Source organism: Streptomyces flavotricini (assembly GCF_020639365.1).
Taxonomy (GTDB): Bacteria; Actinomycetota; Actinomycetes; order Streptomycetales; family Streptomycetaceae; genus Streptomyces; species Streptomyces flavotricini.
In genome coordinates, this window is record NZ_JAINUL010000001.1 from 4,616,791 (window position 1) to 4,634,921 (window position 18,131).

12 protein-coding genes are annotated in these 18,131 nt (G+C 71.7%); 7 read left to right on the plus strand and 5 right to left on the minus strand.

From position 1 onward, the window contains the following. Positions 1 to 29 precede the first annotated feature (29 nt). Positions 30 to 1,112: a histidinol-phosphate transaminase gene (hisC, locus tag K7B10_RS20885; RefSeq protein WP_229337967.1), complete on the plus strand. Its 1,083-nt coding sequence runs from the start codon at positions 30 to 32 to the stop codon at positions 1,110 to 1,112. Between the two features lie 29 nt (positions 1,113 to 1,141). Here hisC and K7B10_RS20890 read toward each other — a convergent pair whose 3' ends face one another. After that, complete coding sequence (locus K7B10_RS20890) at positions 1,142 to 1,510, minus strand: cyclophilin-like fold protein (RefSeq protein WP_229337969.1); 369 nt, start codon at positions 1,508 to 1,510, stop codon at positions 1,142 to 1,144. 190 nt (positions 1,511 to 1,700) lie between these two features. Here K7B10_RS20890 and K7B10_RS20895 point away from each other — a divergent pair, with 190 nt between their 5' ends. The 4 genes from K7B10_RS20895 to K7B10_RS20910 are packed head-to-tail and all read left to right on the plus strand — an operon-like array spanning position 1,701 to position 9,599. After that, positions 1,701 to 3,206, plus strand: coding sequence for a cytochrome ubiquinol oxidase subunit I (locus tag K7B10_RS20895; protein WP_229337971.1), 1,506 nt, complete (start codon positions 1,701 to 1,703; stop codon positions 3,204 to 3,206). Positions 3,207 to 3,223: 17 nt separating this feature from the next. After that, a complete protein-coding gene (cydB, locus tag K7B10_RS20900) occupies positions 3,224 to 4,225 on the plus strand; it encodes a cytochrome d ubiquinol oxidase subunit II (protein WP_229337973.1) in 1,002 nt (333 codons plus the stop codon). Positions 4,226 to 4,283: 58 nt separating this feature from the next. Further along, positions 4,284 to 7,838, plus strand: coding sequence for a thiol reductant ABC exporter subunit CydD (cydD, locus tag K7B10_RS20905; RefSeq protein ID WP_229337975.1), 3,555 nt, complete (start codon positions 4,284 to 4,286; stop codon positions 7,836 to 7,838). A 24-nt stretch (positions 7,839 to 7,862) separates the two neighbouring features. Beyond that, entirely contained in the window at positions 7,863 to 9,599 is a 1,737-nt protein-coding gene (locus tag K7B10_RS20910) for a GAF domain-containing sensor histidine kinase (RefSeq protein ID WP_229337977.1), read from the plus strand. A 42-nt stretch (positions 9,600 to 9,641) separates the two neighbouring features. On the opposite strand, the gene K7B10_RS20915 is transcribed toward K7B10_RS20910, so the two are convergent. Then, a complete protein-coding gene (locus K7B10_RS20915) occupies positions 9,642 to 10,526 on the minus strand; it encodes a Cof-type HAD-IIB family hydrolase (RefSeq protein ID WP_229337979.1) in 885 nt (294 codons plus the stop codon). Between the two features lie 148 nt (positions 10,527 to 10,674). Here K7B10_RS20915 and K7B10_RS20920 point away from each other — a divergent pair, with 148 nt between their 5' ends. After that, positions 10,675 to 11,580 carry an LLM class flavin-dependent oxidoreductase gene (locus tag K7B10_RS20920; RefSeq protein WP_229337980.1) on the plus strand — a complete coding sequence of 302 codons (906 nt, stop codon included), beginning with the start codon at positions 10,675 to 10,677 and terminating at the stop codon, positions 11,578 to 11,580. 47 nt (positions 11,581 to 11,627) lie between these two features. Here K7B10_RS20920 and K7B10_RS20925 read toward each other — a convergent pair whose 3' ends face one another. The 3 genes from K7B10_RS20925 to K7B10_RS20935 form a co-directional block, all read right to left on the minus strand. After that, complete coding sequence (locus K7B10_RS20925) at positions 11,628 to 14,648, minus strand: amino acid adenylation domain-containing protein (RefSeq protein ID WP_229337982.1); 3,021 nt, start codon at positions 14,646 to 14,648, stop codon at positions 11,628 to 11,630. Then, complete coding sequence (locus tag K7B10_RS20930) at positions 14,645 to 16,522, minus strand: HSP90 family protein (RefSeq protein WP_229337984.1); 1,878 nt, start codon at positions 16,520 to 16,522, stop codon at positions 14,645 to 14,647. Before K7B10_RS20930 ends, K7B10_RS20925 begins: the two co-directional genes overlap by 4 nt. A 118-nt stretch (positions 16,523 to 16,640) precedes the next feature. Continuing rightward, complete coding sequence (locus K7B10_RS20935; RefSeq protein ID WP_229337986.1) at positions 16,641 to 17,180, minus strand: RNA 2'-phosphotransferase; 540 nt, start codon at positions 17,178 to 17,180, stop codon at positions 16,641 to 16,643. 143 nt (positions 17,181 to 17,323) lie between these two features. On the opposite strand from K7B10_RS20935, the gene K7B10_RS20940 reads away from it, so the two are divergent. Beyond that, a complete protein-coding gene (locus K7B10_RS20940; protein WP_229337987.1) occupies positions 17,324 to 18,103 on the plus strand; it encodes an aquaporin in 780 nt (259 codons plus the stop codon). The last annotated feature ends 28 nt before the right edge of the window (positions 18,104 to 18,131 follow it).

Sequence of the window (18,131 nt, forward strand, 5' to 3'; positions counted from 1 at the left end):
TCGTACGGGACGGTCGAGGAGGACCTGCGGTGAGCGAGAAGAGCCCGAAGCTGCGCGCCGAGCTGGACGGCATTCCCACCTACAAGCCCGGGAAGCCCGCTGCCGCGGGCGGGCCCGTCGCGTACAAGCTGTCCTCGAACGAGAATCCGTACCCGCCGCTGGCCGGGGTGCTGGAGAGCGCGGTCGCGGCCGCCGGACAGTTCAACCGCTACCCCGACATGGCCTGCACGGGCCTGGTGAACGAGCTCGCCGAGCGGTTCGGGGTGCCGGTCGAGCACATCGCCACCGGCACGGGCTCCGTGGGCGTGGCCCAGTCGCTGATCCAGTCGACGGCCGGCCCGGGCGACGAGGTCATCTACGCCTGGCGGTCCTTCGAGGCCTACCCGATCATCACGCAGATCTCGGGTGCCACGTCCGTCCAGGTCCCGCTGACCGACGGGGACGTGCACGACCTCGACGCGATGTTCGACGCGATCACCGAGCGGACCCGGCTGATCTTCGTCTGCAACCCCAACAACCCCACCGGCACCGCGGTGCGCCGCGCCGAGCTGGAGCGGTTCCTGGACCGGGTGCCCTCGGACATCCTGGTGGTGCTGGACGAGGCCTACCACGAGTTCGTCCGGGACATCGAGGTGCCGGACGGCATCGAGCTCTACCGCAGCCGCCCGAACGTCTGCGTGCTGCGTACGTTCTCCAAGGCGTACGGGCTGGCCGGCCTGCGCGTCGGCTTCGCGGTGGCACACGAGCCGGTGGCGGCCGCGCTGCGCAAGACGGCGGTGCCGTTCGGCGTCAGCCAGCTCGCCCAGGACGCGGCGGTCGCCTCGCTGCGGGCCGAGGACGAGCTGATGGGCCGGGTCGGGGCGCTGGTGGGCGAGCGCGCCCGGGTCCACAAGACGCTGCTCGGCCAGGGGTGGACCGTGGTGCCGGACACGCAGGCGAACTTCGTGTGGATGCGGCTGGGGGAGCGGACCGCCGATTTCGCGGCGGCCTGCGAGAAGGCCGGTGTGGTGGTCCGGCCCTTCGCCGGCGAGGGCCTGCGGGTCACGATCGGCGAGCCCGAGGCGAACGACATCTTCCTGCACACGGCCGAGGCCTTCTTCAAGGAGATGTAACCCCGTGGGACCGCGCGAGCCCTGAGCGGCTACGCGAGTTCCACGCGGATCGGGTCGCCGTCGCGGACGGTGGACAGCAGGCGGGGGTCGCCGTCGAACGAGCCGAGCACGTTGCACGGGCTCGCCAGGCGGCTCTCGCCTCCCCGCGAGATGGGGGTGGGGCCGTAGGGCAGCGCGAGTGCGTCGCCCTCGGTCCAGAACGCGACCGTGCCCGGGTCGACGACCTGCCTGGCGTCGTGTTCCAGCGCCACCGAGACGCCGGTGTCGAAGTAGACCTCCTCGCCCCAGGTGTTGGCGGAGGCCGAGATCGGGAGGGCCTCGGCCAGCGCCTTGCTGGTCGGGGTCTCGTCCAGGGTTGCCGTGAGCTGGCCCGCGGGCCAGGAGATACGAATCCTCATGGGCGGCATTCAACAATCTGTTGAATGCGTTGGCTAGGGGGGACCCCGGCTGAAACCCGCCGAAGACGGTGCGACATAATGCTTGTGAATGTGAACGCGTTCACAAGCGTGTCCTGCTTCATCCCGTATTGGGTAGGACGCGCCAGGCAAACTGCGGCAGTGACCACGGCGCACCGAAGGAGACGACGACGTGGACGTAGCTTTGGCGCCAGAGACGTTGGCGCGATGGCAGTTCGGCATCACCACCGTCTACCACTTCCTCTTCGTCCCGCTGACGATCTCGCTCGCCGCGCTCACGGCGGGCCTTCAGACCGCCTGGGTGCGTTCGGGGAAGGAGAAGTACCTCAGGGCCACCAAGTTCTGGGGCAAGCTCTTCTTGATCAATATCGCCATGGGTGTCGTCACGGGCATCGTGCAGGAGTTCCAGTTCGGCATGAACTGGTCCGACTACTCGCGCTTCGTCGGTGACATCTTCGGGGCGCCGCTGGCCTTCGAGGCGCTCATCGCCTTCTTCTTCGAGTCGACCTTCATCGGCCTGTGGATCTTCGGCTGGGACAAGCTGCCGAAGAAGATCCACCTGGCCTGCATGTGGATGGTCTCGATCGGCACCATCCTCTCCGCGTACTTCATCCTCGCGGCCAATTCCTGGATGCAGCACCCGGTCGGCTACCGGATCAACGAGCAGCGGGGCCGGGCAGAGCTCACCGACTTCTGGCTGGTCCTCACGCAGAACACCGCGCTGACCCAGTTCTTCCACACCATCACGGCGGCCTTCCTGGTCGGCGGCGCCTTCATGGTCGGCATCTCGGCCTTCCACCTGGCCCGCAAGAAGCACATCCCCGTGATGCGGACCTCGCTGCGGCTCGGCCTGGTCACGCTGATCATCGCCGGCATGGGCACGGCCATCAGCGGTGACCTGCTCGGCAAGGTGATGTTCAAGCAGCAGCCGATGAAGATGGCCGCCGCGGAGGCGCTCTGGGACGGCGAGGCGCCGGCGCCCTTCTCCGTCTTCGCCTACGGAGACGTCGAAAAGGGCCACAACAAGGTCGCGATAGAGATCCCCGGCCTGCTGTCCTTCCTGGCCAACGACGACTTCACCTCCTTCGTCCCCGGCATCAACGACGTCAACAAGGCCGAACAGGAGAAGTTCGGACCCGGCGACTACCGGCCCAACATCCCGGTCGCCTACTGGGGCTTCCGCTGGATGATCGGCTTCGGCATGGCCTCGCTGGGCGTCGGCGTGCTGGGGCTCTGGCTGACCCGGAAGAAGTTCATGCTGCCTCCGGGGCTGCGTACCGGCGAGGACGAGGTCCCGCACCTGGTCCTCTTCAAGAAGGCGCTGAGCCCCCGGTTCGCCACGTGGTACTGGATCGTCGCCCTCTGGACCATGGGCTTCCCGCTCATCGCCAACTCCTGGGGCTGGATCTTCACCGAGATGGGCCGCCAGCCCTGGGTGGTCTACGGAGTCCTGCGCACCCGCGACGCGGTCTCGCCCCACGTGTCTCAGGGCGAGGTGCTCACCTCGATGATCGGCTTCACCCTCCTGTACGCCGTGCTCGCGGTGATCGAGGTCCGGCTCCTGGTGAAGTACGTCAAGCTCGGCCCGCCCGAACTGACCGAAGCCGACCTGAACCCGCCCACCAAGATCGGCGGGGACGACAAGAACTCCGACCGGCCGATGGCCTTCTCCTACTGAGGCTGAGGGGACCACACATGCAACTCCATGACGTCTGGTTCGTGCTCATCGCCGTCCTGTGGACCGGCTACTTCTTCCTGGAGGGCTTCGACTTCGGAGTCGGCGTCCTGACGAAGCTGCTCGCCCGCGACCGCCGGGAGAAGAGGGTCCTGATCAACACGATCGGGCCCGTGTGGGACGGCAACGAGGTCTGGCTGCTCACCGCGGGCGGCGCCACTTTCGCCGCCTTCCCCGAGTGGTACGCCACCCTCTTCTCCGGGTTCTACCTGCCGCTCCTGCTCATCCTGGTCTGCCTGATCATCCGCGGTGTCGCCTTCGAATACCGGCACAAGCGGGACGAGGAGAGGTGGCAGACCAACTGGGAACACGCCATCTTCTGGACCTCGCTGATCCCCGCGTTCCTGTGGGGTGTGGCCTTCGCCAACATCGTGCGCGGAGTGAAGATCGACGAGCACATGGAGTACGTGGGCAGTCTCTTCGACCTGCTCAACGTCTACTCCCTGCTCGGCGGACTCGTCACGCTCACCCTCTTCACCTTCCACGGGACGGTGTTCACCGCACTCAAGACGGTCGGGGACATCCGCGACCGCTCACGCGCGCTGGCGACCCGACTCGGTGCGCTCACCGCCGTGCTGGCCCTCGTCTTCCTGATCTGGACGCAGGCCTCGCGCGGTGACGGCAAGAGCCTGATCGCCATGGCCGTCGCGGTCCTGGCCCTGGTCGGAGCCCTGGGCTTCAACCTCGCGGGCCGCGAGGGCTGGTCGTTCGCCCTGTCCGGGATCACCATCGCCGCCGCGGTCGCCATGCTCTTCCTGACGCTCTTCCCGAACGTCATGCCGTCCTCGCTGAACGACGCCTGGAACCTCACGGTCACCAACGCCTCGTCCAGCCCGTACACCCTGAAGATCATGACCTGGTGCGCGGGAGTGGCCACGCCGCTCGTCCTGCTCTACCAGGGCTGGACGTACTGGGTGTTCCGCAAGCGCATCGGTACGCAGCACATCGCCGATGCGCACTGAGCCACCGCATACGGATGCCTGACCCTTCCGCCCGACCCTGCTCTGGGGGATGTTTCACGTGAAACCGATCGACCCGCGCCTGCTTCGGTACGCCCGCTCCACCCGCCTCTTCCTGGCGGCCGTGGTGGCCCTGGGGCTTGCCGGGGCAGGGCTGGTCGTCGGCCAGGCGATGCTGATCGCCGAGATCGTGGTCGGGGCCTTCGAGCAGGGGCTGGACGGCGAGGAGCTGCGGACACCGCTGCTCCTCCTCGCGGCGGTCGCGCTGGGGCGCGGCCTGCTCGCCTGGCTCACCGAGCTGGCCGCCCACCGGGCCAGTGCGGCGGTCAAGTCGCAGCTCAGGGGGCGACTGCTGGACCGGGCCGCGGATCTGGGACCCGGCTGGCTGAGCGGTCAGCGGACCGGATCGCTGGTGGCACTGGCCACCCGGGGCGTGGACGCCCTCGACGACTACTTCTCCCGCTACCTGCCCCAGCTGGGGCTCGCGGTGGTCGTCCCGGTCGCGGTCCTCGCCCGGATCGTCACCGAGGACTGGGTGTCGGCGGCCATCATCGTGGTCACCTTGCCGCTCATCCCGCTGTTCATGGTGCTGATCGGCATGGCCACCCAGTCCCGGATGGACCGCCAGTGGCGGCTGCTGTCCCGGCTGTCGGGGCACTTCCTGGACGTGGTGGCCGGGCTGCCGACGCTGAAGGTCTTCGGCCGGGCCAAGGCCCAGGCCGAGTCGATCCGCAAGATCACCGACGATTACCGGCAGGCGACGGTGCGGACCCTGCGCATCGCGTTCCTGTCCTCCTTCGCCCTGGAGCTGCTGGCGACGCTGTCGGTGGCGCTCGTCGCCGTGACCATCGGCATGCGGCTGGTCCACGGGGAGCTCGACCTGTACACCGGGCTGGTCATCCTGATCCTGGCGCCCGAGGCGTATCTGCCGCTGCGCCAGGTCGGGGCGCAGTACCACGCGGCCGCCGAGGGGCTGGCCGCCGCGGAAGAGATCTTCGAGGTGCTCCAGACCCCCGTCGCCGCCGCCGGCGGCGTGGCCGCGGTGCCGCCCGCGGGGCTGCGGATCGAGTTCGACGGGGTCGCGGTCCGCTACGAGGGCCGGGGCGAGGATTCGCCGGGACCGGTCTCGCTGGAGGTCGGCCCCGGGGAGTGCGTCGCCCTCACCGGGCCGAGCGGGGCGGGCAAGTCCACGCTCCTCCAGGTACTGCTGGGCTTCGTCGAGCCCACCGCGGGGCAGGTGCGGATCTCAGGAGTGGACCTCGCCTCGCTGTCGCTCGGACAGTGGCGGGAGCGGATCGCGTGGGTGCCACAGCGGCCCCACCTGTTCGCCGGGACGATCGCACAGAACGTACGGCTGGCACGGCCGGACGCATCCGCCGACGCGGTGGCCGGGGCGCTGAAGGACGCCGGGGCATGGGAGTTCGTGGCCGCGCTGCCGCGCGGTGTCGACACGGAGCTCGGAGAAGGCGGGGTCGGGCTGTCAGCCGGGCAGCGCCAGCGGCTGGCACTGGCGCGGGCGTTCCTCGCCGACCGGCCGGTGCTGCTGCTGGACGAGCCGACGGCCGCTCTCGACGGGGAGACCGAGGCGGCGGTGGTCGATGCCGTACGACGCCTCGCGGTGGGGCGGACCGTACTGCTGGTCGTCCACCGGCCGGCGCTGCTGGCCGTGGCGGACCGGGTGGTGCGGGTGGGCGCCGTGGGGGTCCTCCCGGCTCCTTCCGCCGTCCGGCTCGGGAAGAACGGACCCGCGGCCCCCGAGGGCCTCGCCGGGAAGCACGACGGGCCTTCCGGCCCCGGGGAGTGGATCCTCGGCAGCGCCCCCGAGAAGGCGGCCAAGGCGGGCGGCGCCGACTCGGGCGGGGGCGATCCGCTGCGGCGGGTGCGCGCCGTGGCCAAGGCCTGGCAGGGGCGGTTCCGGCTCGGCCTGCTGCTCGGTGCCCTGGCCGTCGGGTGCAGCGTCGGGCTGATGGCCGTCTCCGGGTGGCTCATCTCGCGGGCCTCGGAACAGCCGCCGGTGCTCTACCTGATGGTGGCGGTCACGGCCACCCGGACCTTCGGGATCGGGCGGGCCGTCTTCCGGTACGCGGAGCGGCTCGTCTCCCATGACGCCGTGCTGCGGATGCTCGCCGACCTGAGGGTGTCGGTGTTCCGCCGGCTGGAGCGCATCGCGCCCGCCGGGCTGCGTGAGCAGCGGCGCGGAGACCTGCTGGCCCGCCTGGTGGCCGACGCCGACTCCCTCCAGGACTACTGGCTGCGCTGGCTGCTGCCGGTCGGCACTGCGGTGCTCGTCGGCACCGGGTCGGTCGCCTTCACCGCCTGGCTGCTGCCCGGGGCGGGTGCCGCGCTCGCCGTAGGGTTGCTCACCGCCGGGGTCGGGGTACCGCTGGTCAGCGGAGCCTGTTCCCGGCGTGCGGAGCGGCGGCTGGCGCCGGCCAGGGGAGAACTCGCCACCCGGGTGGCCGATCTGCTGACCGGGACCGCCGAGCTGACCGTCGCCGGAGCTCTGGCCGGACGCAAGGACGCCGCGAAGGAGAGCGACCGGACCCTGACCGGCATCGCCGCACGGGGAGCCGCCGCCACCGGACTCGGGAGCGGGCTGACCGCCCTCGTGTGCGGGCTGACGGTGGTGGTCGCCGCGGCTCTGGCCGCCGACGCCGTGCACGGCGGACAGCTGTCCGGAGTGGCCATGGCCGTGGCCGTCCTGACCCCGCTCGCCGCCTTCGAGGCGGTCAACGGGCTGCCGCAGGCCGTCCAGTACCGGCAGCGGGTGCGCCGCAGCGCCGAGCGGATCCACGAGGTCATCGACGCTCCCGCCCCGGTCGTCGAGCCGGATCGGCCGGCCGCGGTGCCGGCCTCCCCCTTCCCGCTGCGGCTGACCGGACTCGCCGTCCGGCATCCCGGGCAGGAGCAGGAGGCGCTGCGCGGGCTGGACCTCACCCTGGAGGCCGGCCGACGGATCGCGGTCGTCGGCTCCTCGGGTGCGGGCAAGACCTCGCTGGCCCAGGTCCTGCTGCGGTTCCTGGACCCGCACGACGGCACGTACACCGTGGGTGGCACCGACGCGCGCACGCTCGATGGCGACGAAGTCCGCCGGATGGTGGGCCTGTGCGCGCAGGACGCGCACCTCTTCGACAGCTCGGTACGGGAGAACCTGCGGCTGGCCCGCACGGGGGCGAGCGAGGAGCAGCTGCGGGAGGCCCTTGCGGCGGCCCGGCTGCTGGAGTGGGCCGACGGCCTCCCGGACGGGCTGGACACGCTGGTCGGCGAGCACGGCGAGCGGATCTCCGGAGGCCAGCGCCAGCGGCTGGCCCTGGCCAGGGCGTTGCTCGCCGACTTCCCCGTCCTCGTACTCGACGAGCCGGCCGAGCACCTGGATCTGGTGACCGCGGACGCCCTGACGGCAGATCTGCTCGCCGCTACCGAGGGCCGCACCACCGTGCTGATCACGCACCGGCTGGCCGGGCTGGAGGCGGTCGACGAAGTGCTCGTACTGGATCAAGGAGCGGTCGTGCAGCGCGGTACGTACGCCGAGCTGGCCGCCGTCGAGGGTCCCCTGCGGAACCTGCTGGAGCGGGAGCGGGCGGCCGATGGCTCCCTGGCCGACTTTCCCCGGTAAAAGGGACTAACTAGGCTCAAGGGCATGTCGTTGCAGGAGTCGCAGGAACCGCCGGAGTCACCACCCGGAACCCCTGACCCGCTGGAGGCAGCAACCCAGGCCACCCGGAGTCTGCAGGGCCTCTCCACCGAGCTCACTGCCCGGGTGCCACAACTGCTGGAGGCCATGCGTTCCGTGGGCACCGGTCTCGAACTGCACTCCACCCTCGACCGCATCTGCGAAACGGCTGCCGAGCTCGCGGACGCCCGGTACGCAGCGATCGGGGTCGTCGACACCGAGGGCCGCGGGCTGTCGGACTTCGTCACCTTCGGCATCGACGCCGAGACGGCCCGGAAGATCGGGCACCGGCCGGACGGGAAGCGGGGTCTGCTCGGTGCGCTGATCTCCCATCCCGACACGGTGCAGCTCGCCGATCTCACGAAGGACCCGCGCTCGGCCGGGTTCCCGGCGCACCACCCGCCCATGAAGACCTTCCTCGGCGTCCCGATCCGGGTACAGGGGGAGATCTTCGGCAATCTGTACCTCGCCGAGAAGAACGGCGGCGGCCGGTTCAACGACTACGACGTCCACATGGTCCGGGTCCTGGCCACCGAGGCGGGCATCGCCATCGGCAATGCCCGGCTGTACGAGGCCGCCACCCAGCGGGAGCGGTGGATCGACGGCTCGGTGGCCGTCACGACCGCCCTGCTGTCGGGAGGGGACGCGGACGACGCCCTCTCGGTGGTGGCCGAGCAGGCCCGCCACCTGGCGGATTCCGCCGCCGGAATCGTGATGCTGCCGGCCGAGGAGGGCGGCATGGAGATCGTCGCCGTCTCCGCCGAGAACGCGGCCACCTCGCTCGGCCTGGTGATCCCGGCCGAGAGCCCGGTGGTGGCGAAGCTGCTCGAGGGCGAGCCCGTCTTCGTGGAGGACGCCGCCGGCGATCCCCGCACGATCAGCCGACTGACCAGCCAGTACGGCCCCTGCATGATGCTGCCCCTGCACAGCGGCGGGCGGGTGCTGGGTGCGCTGGTGACACCGCGGGCCCGCGGCAAGCGACCGTTCAGCGAGGCCGAGCGGACCCTGGCCACCCAGTTCGCCTCCCAGGCGGCGCTCGCGCTGATGATGGCCGAGGCGCAGCGCGACCGGGAGCGGCTCGCGGTGTTCGAGGACCGCGACCGGATCGCCCGGGACCTGCACGACCTGGTCATCCAGCGGCTGTTCGCCACCGGGATGATGCTGGAGGGCGCCCAGCGGCGCTCCGTCGTGCCCGAGGTCGTCGACGGGGTAGGCAAGGCCGTGGACGAGCTGGACGTGACGATCCAGGAGATCCGTACCGCGATCTTCGCGCTCCAGCAGGGGCCGGCCGAGGCTCCGTCGGGCCTGCGCACCCGGGTCCTGCGGGAGATCAACATGGCCGCCGTGCCGTTGGGCTTCAAGCCGGCGCACCGGTTCCTCGGCCCGATCGACACGATGGTCGGCGAGCTGGTGGGCAAGAACCTGATCGCGGCGCTGCGCGAGGCCCTGTCGAACGCCTTCCGGCACGCGGAGGCGTCACGGATCGAGGTGGTCGTGGACTGCACCGGCACACTGGCCGACGGGCGGCCCGGGGTGCGGCTGGAGGTCGCCGACGACGGGGTGGGCATCCCTGAGGGCGGCCGGCGCAGCGGGCTGCGGAATCTGCGTCGGCGGGCCGAGTCGCTGGGCGGGTCCAGCTCGTACGGCCCCGGCATCGGGGAGGACGGCAGTGGGACCACCCTGGTGTGGGAGGCCCCCCTCTGACGTCCCCGGGCCGCCACCCGCTCTGACTCGCCTGACGCCGTTCTAGGGCCGGTGTGCGGCGCGTTCCTCGAGGATGCGCTCGATGACGACGGCGACGCCGTCCTCGTTGTTGGCGACCGTACGGCCGGAGGCGGCCGCTATCACGTCCGGGTGGGCATTGCCCATCGCGTACGAAGTGCCCGCCCAGCGGAGCATCTCCACGTCGTTCGGCATGTCACCGAAGGCGACGACCTCGGCGGGGGAAATACCGCGCTCGGCGCAGCACAGCTCCAGGGTGCTGGCCTTGGAGACCCCCGGTCCGCTGATCTCCAGCAGGGCGGTGGGGCTGGAGCGGGTGATCGACGCGTAGGTGCCGGCGGCCGAGCGGGCGAGTGCCAGGAACTCGTCCGGGGCGAGCTCGGCATGGTGCGCGAGCAGCTTGAGGACGGGAGTGGAGGCGTCGTCCGTCTCCTCCTCCAGCAGCTTCTCGGCGGTGGCCACATGGGCACCCGGGTCCTGGAAGAAGGGCGGGTACAGCGGTTCGTAGTTGATGCCGGTGGTCATCTCGACCGCGAAGGAAGTGCCCGGCGCAGCAGCGCGCAGCGTCTCCACGACCGTCAGCGCAGTGGCCCGCAGCAGCGCGCGGACCTGCACGAACTCTCGGCCGGCGTGGAGATCGACCACCGCGGCCCCGTTCGCGCAGATCGCCAGGCCGTGGCCGTGGACGTGGTCGCTGACCACGTCCATCCAGCGGGCCGGGCGGCCGGTCACGAAGAAGACCTCGATCCCGGCCTCCTCGGCGGCGGCGAGCGCCGCGACCGTGCGGTGCGAGACGGATTTGTCGTCGCGCAGCAGGGTGCCGTCGAGGTCGGTGGCGATGAGCCGGGGAGTGGGGGTTGGCCCTTCCGGGCGCTGGGGAGCCGAGGTCACGGATCCATCTTCGCCCATGGCCTTGCCACAGCCGACCAGAGTGGGCCCGGCTCCTGCACCGGATGGCGATGTTTCTCCCCCGGTGGCGGCCGGGCGGATGCCCGCGGTGAACCGGGGACGAACGATGTTTCACGTGAAACATCGGCGGGGCCGTAGGCTCGAACGCATGAGTCTGCTTCTGAGCACTGTGATCCTCCCGGTACGTCCGTGGCGTGAGGGCGGCCGTGACCAGTGGGTGCGAGCCGAGCGGCTCGGGTTCCACACCGCGTACACCTACGACCACCTGACCTGGCGCTCCTTCCGCGACCGGCCGTGGTTTGGCGCGATCCCGACCCTGACCGCGGCGGCCACCGCCACCGAGAAGATGCGCCTGGGCACGCTCGTCACCTCGCCGAACTTCCGGCACCCGGTGACGCTGGCCAAGGAGCTGATGTCGCTCGACGACATCTCCGGCGGCCGGATCACCCTCGGGATCGGCGCCGGTGGCAACGGGTTCGATGCCACCGCCCTGGGTCAGGACCCCTGGACCCCGCGCGAGCGCGCTGACCGCCTGGCGGAGTTCGTACCGCTGCTGGACCGACTGCTCACCGAGACCGAGATCAGCGAACGGGGCACCTTCTACTCCGCCGAGGAGGCCCGCAACATCCCCGGCTGTGTGCAGCGGCCGCGACTGCCCTTCGCCGTCGCCGGAAACGGCCCGCGGGGAATGAAGCTGGCCGCCGTCCACGGCCAGGCCTGGGTGACCACCGGTGATCCGAAGCTCTTCGACGAGGGCACTCCCGAGCAGTCGCGGGAGGCCATCCGCGGCCAGCTGGGCCGGCTCGACAAGGCATGCGCCGAGATCGGGCGCGCGTCCGAGCCGATGGGGAAGATCCTGCTGACCGGCTTCACCCCGGACCGCAACACGATGCTGGACTCCGTCGACGCGTTCGTCGACTTCGCCGGCCGCCACCGGGAGCTCGGCATCACCGAGATCGTGATCCACGCGCCGATCCCGGACTCCGAGTTCGCCGCCGACGAGAACGTCTTCGAGCAGATTGCCACCGAGGGCCTGGCCCAGCTGAACGGCTGAAACGGCGAGGACGCCCCCGTCGCCGCAGGGCGACGGGGGCATCCCGCTCAGGACCGCAGGCTGTCCAGGGTGGACTGGGCGCGCTCCAGCAGCTCGTCCGGGACCCCCTCGGGCATGGCCCGGAACTCCTCGATCAGTTCCGAGAGCCGAGCGGCTCCCGCCTCTTCTCGACCGATCTCCTGCTCGGTCCAGGCGGCGTACTGCACGCACTGGAGCCTGTCCCCCAGATGGTCCGGGCCCAGTTCCGCGTACAGGTCACCGGCCCGCGCGGTCAGTTCGATCTCCTCCCGCCTCAGCGCCTCGGCGTCCACCTTGAGGCGGCGGGAGCCCTCACCGCCCCCGCCGTCCTCGTCGTCCTCGGCCTGCTCGTACGAGGTGACCCGCCAGTCGAGCAGCTGCGCCAGCTGCAGCCAGGTCTGGGCGAGCTCGGCCCGCAGCTGCGGGGCGGCCCGGCCCTCGCCGGCCTCCGCGCTCCCGGCCGGTCCGGCCTCGGCCAGAGCGGCCTCCAGGACCCCGGCGGCCTGGCCCATCAGGTCCCGCGCCCGCGCCCACGCCGCCTCGTTGGCGTCTGCGCGCGGAGCCATCCAGGCCAGGGAGCGCAGGATCCGTACCTCGGCGACCGGGGCGTCCCCCGTCATCCGGTACAGCTCCAGGGACCGCTCGTAGGCGGCGAGCGCCTCCTGGTCCAGGCGCGCGGCGGACAGCTGTTCCGCGGCCGCCTGCGCCAGGGCGGCCTGCGGGCGGGTGTCCTCCCAGCCCTTGGCCACCTCCGCCGCCAGCAGGTACTGCTCCGCCGCCGCCCGGGAGTCGCCCAGCTGCCGCAGCAGATCGCCGAGGAACTCCCGTACGGACACGGCCTGTCCCTCGCCGTGCTCCAGCAGATCGGGCAGGGTCGACTGCAGCACCTCCGCCGCGTCGGCGTGTCGGCCCTCCCGCGCGTACGCCCGGGCCAGCACCAGCCGGGCCTGCGCCCCGCCGTCGGCGGTCAGACCCGCCTGGTCGAACCAGTGCGCCGCGGTGAGGGCGTGCTCGGCCGCTTCCGCCCCGGCATCGGTGCGGCGCAGCAGGATGTCCGCGAGGGTGAGCCGTACGACGCCCTGCGTCTCGGCCTCCGTCACCTCTGCGGAGTGCTCCAGCGCGGAACGCGCCGCCTCCTCGGCCTCCTCGGGCCGCTCCACGGACATCAGCACACCGGCCCGCAGCACCAGCGCGTCCACCGCCTGCCAGGGAAGACCGGCCGACACCGCGCGCGCCGCGGACGCGGCCAGCAGCGGCAGGGCTCGCTCGGGCTCACCCTGCGACAGCGCGACGCGGCCCAGCATCTCCTCGGCCTCGGCTGCCAGATCGGGCAGGGCGTGCTCGTACGCGGCGACGAATGCGTCGAGTTCGGCCGCCAGCTCACCGTGCCCGTGGTCTTGTCCCGGCTCGTGGAGGTGCTCGTGCTCGGGGCCCGCCTCCAGCGAGCGCAGGTACGACTCCACGCGGATCGACGACAGCTCCGCCAATGCGATCCGGCGGCCGCGCAGAGGCTCGTCCGCGTCCAGCGCCTCGGCGGACTTCAGCGCCACCGCCAGCAGCTCGCGGATCCGCCGCGGTTCGGCGCCGGACTGCGCGGCCGCGCTGGCCAGCCGCAGCTCGACCAGTGCGGCGCGCTCCGACTGGCCGAGCTCGCGGTAGCGGTCGCGGACCGCCTCCAGCAGTTCCGCCGCGTTCGGGGCCCCGCCGCGCGCCGCCGTCAGGGCCCGCTGGTCCGCGACGTCGGCCGCGAGCAGCGGGTCCACCTCGTCCTCCGGGCGCGCGTCCACCCGTACGCCGAGCTCGGCCCAGAGCGCGTCCGCCGCCGGGTGCCGCTGTTCCCGGGCCTGCCGGGCCCGTTCCACCAGCTCCTCGACATCGGCCGCGGGCGGCGCGGGCACGGCCGTGGCCGCGCTCACGGCGGCGGCCGGCCGCGGCAGCGCGCCGCTGCGCACCCCCAGCGGCAGTACGCCGACCAGCGGCTCCCGCCCGATCCGGGCCAGGAAACGGTCGGAGACCCGGGTGGTGCCGTTGCGGGCGTCGAACCGGCGGGCGATCTCGAGCGAGCTCGCGCGCAGCACCTCGTACAGCTCGGAGACCGTGTGCGGGACGCCCTCGTACGGGACGGCCGGGCTCTGGCCGTGCCCCAGCTCCGTCAGCCGGCGCAGCAGTACCAGGATGCCGCCGTGGAAGGCCATCTGGTCGTCGACATTGACCAGGGGGCTCATGTGGGCGGCGTGCTCGGCGAGGATCTCCAGGCCGCGCGACTCGTTGCCGCTCAGGGCGCAGAACTCGATGTGCTTGCCGATCGAGGGCAGCAGGCTCTCGTTGCCGCGGGCCATGCGGTAGCCGCGCACGTGGTGCGAACGGGCATCGTCGAAGCGGCCCAGGCGCAGCAGGGGCAGCAGCGAGGTGGCGAGCAGCCGGTGGGGTTCCTCGGCGCAGGTCCGCTCGCCCGCCAGGACGGGCTGCCAGAGCTCAAGGGCCCGGGCGTCGTCCCCACGCAGCACGGCGTAGGCGCCCTGGCCGTTGAGCTCGCAGGCGTGGCAGTCGCTCATGTCGTCGCGGTCGGCCGCCAGCCAGGCGCGGTGGGCCCGCTCGGCGCGGTCGTCGTCGCCGATCGCGTCGGCGAGCCACAGCTCGGACTCGCGAACCGGCCGCTCGCTGTAGCCGGCGATCCGGTAGCGGCGCTCCATCTCGTCCAACCAGCCGACGGCGGACTCCAGCGGGATCTCGGGGGAGTCGCTGATGGCCGTGGCCACCCACTTGAACTGCCAGAACAGCGAGTGGGCGTCCCACCGGCCGAAGGAGCCGGGGTCCTTGTCGTACTCCTGGAGCAGCCGGGCGAAGGGCACCAGCATCTTCGAGGACTCGGCACTCCAGAGGTAGGCGTTGATCAGGTTGTCCAGGGCCGTGCGGAACAGGGCCCCGTCTCCGATCGCCTCCGCCGCGCCCACCAGCACCTCGGCGTGCGCGTTGCGCGCGGCTCCGTTCGGGGAGCTCCTGTTCTCGGCCAGACCCTGTTCGATCTCCTCGCGCGTCAGCATGGTCACTTCTGTCCCTCCGGGGAGTCGGTGGAGTGGGTCGCCCATTCCAGGAGCCCGAGGAAGGCCCGGTTGAGCAGCGTGGAGTCGGCGGGGCGCAGCGGCCGCTGGGACATCAGCAGCGCCTGCCCGTACAGCGACTCGACGGCGGTGCCGGTCAGCGCCTCGTCGGGCAGGGCCGAGATCCGGCGGATCAGCGGGTTGTTGTGGTTGAGGACCAGACGGGCGCGCGGTGCGGAGCCGCGCAGCGCGCCGAGGATTCCGCTCCACAGGGAGTCGGCGCTGTCCAGCGCCGCGGTGCGGTCGCGCTCTTGTCGGGCCTGGCGGTCGTCGAGGTAGAGCGCGGGGACGGACACGGGCTGGAAGGCACGCAGCACGACATCGCAGCCCTGTGCCTCCAGTCGGGTGCGGGCCGTGGACAGGAAGGGGGCGAGGGCCAGTTCGGCGGAGGTCGGGACCGGGTCGAGGCGCTCGGTGACGGCCCCGGCGTCCAGCTCCATGACCTTGAGGTCCGGCCGGACGGCGGGCAGCAGGGCGAGCAGGTCGGCGTCGTACGTGTATCCGGCGTTGATGACGCCGAGGCCGTGTGCGGCCGCGATCGGGGCGATCTGACGGAACTCCTCGACGGTCCGCGTGAAGTGGATCTCGGTGTGGGCCGCCGTGAACTCCTGGAGGCTCATCGAGCCCTCGCTCGTCTCGAACGGCAGCCAGGGCAGCATCAGGCCGAGCAGCTCGGCGTCGTGCCGGGCCAGGGACTTCACCCCGAGGTGGTGGACGCTCAGGAAGGCTGCCAGGCGCTCCGGTTCACTCGCGGCGAGCTCGGCGAGCCAGGCCCGGACCCGGGCGCCGAGGGCTTCCCGCACGGCGGACAGGGTCTCGTCGTCGTAGAGGTTCTCGCGCGAAGCGGTGGGCCGCAGGGTGTCCGTGTCGATGACCGCGCGGACGAAGAACGCCCAGTCCGGCAGCAGGTTGTCGGCGTGGTCGGTGAGCAGCATGCCCTTGAGGTGGACGCGGTGTCCGGCCCGGTGGGCGGGGCTGGTCGGTTCGGGGAGGACGTACGCCACTCCGCGCACCCCGGCGACGGGCAGGTCGAGGTCGATGCTGTCGAGCGGGGTGAAGCCGAAGAGCTGCGAGCAGTGGCCGGCGAGCGCGACGCGGCGCGCGGCGGGGGTGGGGAAGGGGCGGTCCCACACGGCGGGCCGGTCGGTGATGCCCCGCGGCTCGCCGGCCTCGCCGCCCTCGCGCTCGCCCTCGGTGAAGGTGATGTCGTACGGGAGCAGGGAGCCGTAGTCGCGGGCCAGCTGCTCGACCTTGGCGGGCACGGTCCATTCCTCGGCACCCGGGCGGGCCTGCAGGATCACGGTGGTGCCGGGTTCCCGGCGGGTCTCGTCGGGCAGTTCGCGGACGGTGTAGGAGCCGTCGTCCGTGGCCAGCCATTCGACGGGTGCGGCCCGGGGGTCGCGGGCGGAACGGGTGATGACCCGGATCTGGCGGGCCACGACGAAGCAGGCGAGCAGACCGATGCCGAACTGGCCGAGGAACTCCCGGCGGGTGGTCTCGAGGCCGTGGTCGCCGCCGCGCTTGGAGCTGCGGCCGATGGTGGCGAGGAGGGAGTGGGCCTCGGCGGCGGTCAGGCCGATGCCGCTGTCCTCGATGGTCACCCGGCCCGCGGACGCCGACAGGCGGATGCGGATCTCCGCCTCCGGGTCGAGTGCCTGACGGGCGGTGACGGCGTCCACCGCGTTCTGCAGCAGCTCGCGGACGTAGACGCGCGGGCTGGAGTAGAGGTGGTGGGAGAGCAGGTCGACCAGGCCGCGCAGATCGACTTGGAAGCTGTTGGCGGCAGGGTCGGAATGGGTGGAGGAAGAGGATGCGGACGTCATGGGGCGTCACCTCGCGTACTCGCATGGATGGTTCGGCGATCGCGAGGTACCCCCCTCACGGATCGGAATGAGGAACAGAGTAGGGGGATGATCTGACAATCTCGTTTGAATTCCCGCGCTAGGAGAAGCGCAGGAATTGCGGCGGCACGGCCTCCGCCAGCCACACCCCGTTGGCGCTGATCCGGAACACGTGCCCGGCCGCGCGCATCGCCGCGGCGTCCACGGAGAGCACGACGGGCCGGCCGCGCCGCGCGCCCACGCGGGTCGCGGTCTCCCGGTCGGGGGACAGGTGCACGTGGTGGCGGGCCATGGGGCGCAGGCCCTCGGCGCGGATCGCGTCCAGGGCGGCGGCCACGGTGCCGTGGTAGAGGTACGCGGGCGGTTCGGCCTCCGGCAGGTCCAGGTCCACGGGAACGGTGTGGCCCTGGTTGGCGCGGATGCGGGTGCCCTCGACGGCGAACCGCTGCTTGTCGTTGGCCGCCACGACGTGGTCGAGCTCGGCCCGGCTGATGGGGAAGCGGTGGGCGGCGGCCGCGCGGAGAAGATCGTCGATCTCCACCCAGCCCTGGGGGTCGAGCACCAGTCCGATGCGTTCCGGCTGATGCCGCAGATGTTTCGAGACGTATTTGGACACCTTCACGGTGCGTCTGTCGTCCATGGGCCCAGCTTGCCGGGTCGGGCGGGGGTCGAGCAGGGATTTATCGGTGCTCCGCCGCCCTGGGACACCGTGAGACACCCTCTATCGCGTTTCCAAGATACGGAATACATTTTCCGCTGTACTGCCGCCCAGGGGGAGAACCCATGACAATCCACGCTTCCCTGCCGCGCCGCGCGGTCGCCGAGCTCGTCGGCACCGCCGGCCTTCTCGTGGTCGTGATCGGTTCCGGTATCCAAGCCGCCGAACTCAGCCGTGACACCGGTGTCGCCCTCGTCGCCAACTCGCTCGCCTCGGCCATCGGCCTCGGCCTGATCATCACCCTCTTCGGGCCGCTGTCCGGAGCCCACCTCAATCCTGTCGTCACCCTCACCTCCTGGTGGGCCCGCCGGACCGGCGGCGAGGGGCTCGGCGGCAGGGAGGCCCTCGTCTACACCGCCGCCCAGACCGCCGGGGCCATCGGCGGGGCCGTTCTCGCCGAGGTGATGTTCGGCCGTGCGCCCGGCACCTTCTCCACGCAGATCCGGGGCGGCGGCCACCTGCTCGTCGGCGAGATCGTCGCCACCGCCGGGCTCGTCCTCGTCATCCAGGGCTTGGAGCGCATCGGGCGTCCGAAGCTGATCCCGGCCGCGGTCGCCGGGTACATCGCCGCCGCGATCTGGTTCACCTCGTCCGGCTCCTTCGCCAACCCGGCGGGCACCATCGGGCGCGCCTTCAGCGACTCCTTCACCGGGATCGCCCCGCGGTCGCTGCCCGGATTCATCGCGGCCCAGGTGGTCGGCGGCGTCCTGGGCCTGGCCCTCGCCGCACTCCTGTACGGGAGCACCCGCCGCGGTGAGCGGCAAGCGCCGGCCGACGTCGTCAGAGTCACCGGCTCCGCCGGCGCCATCAGCCCGGTGAACCCCGCCTACGAGACCATTGGTTGACCCGGCCGCACGGGATTCCACAGGGCTG

Bases quoted from the DNA above. Each gene is read 5' to 3' on its own strand.
- K7B10_RS20890 (WP_229337969.1), bottom strand. From the start codon at position 1,510: ATGAGGATTCGTATCTCCTGGCCCGCGGGCCAGCTCACGGCAACCCTG.
- cydB (WP_229337973.1), top strand. From the start codon at position 3,224: ATGCAACTCCATGACGTCTGGTTCGTGCTCATCGCCGTCCTGTGGACC.
- K7B10_RS20910 (WP_229337977.1), top strand. From the start codon at position 7,863: ATGTCGTTGCAGGAGTCGCAGGAACCGCCGGAGTCACCACCCGGAACC.
- K7B10_RS20915 (WP_229337979.1), bottom strand. From the start codon at position 10,526: ATGGGCGAAGATGGATCCGTGACCTCGGCTCCCCAGCGCCCGGAAGGG.
- K7B10_RS20920 (WP_229337980.1), top strand. From the start codon at position 10,675: ATGAGTCTGCTTCTGAGCACTGTGATCCTCCCGGTACGTCCGTGGCGT.
- K7B10_RS20930 (WP_229337984.1), bottom strand. From the start codon at position 16,522: ATGACGTCCGCATCCTCTTCCTCCACCCATTCCGACCCTGCCGCCAAC.
- K7B10_RS20935 (WP_229337986.1), bottom strand. From the start codon at position 17,180: ATGGACGACAGACGCACCGTGAAGGTGTCCAAATACGTCTCGAAACAT.
- K7B10_RS20940 (WP_229337987.1), top strand. From the start codon at position 17,324: ATGACAATCCACGCTTCCCTGCCGCGCCGCGCGGTCGCCGAGCTCGTC.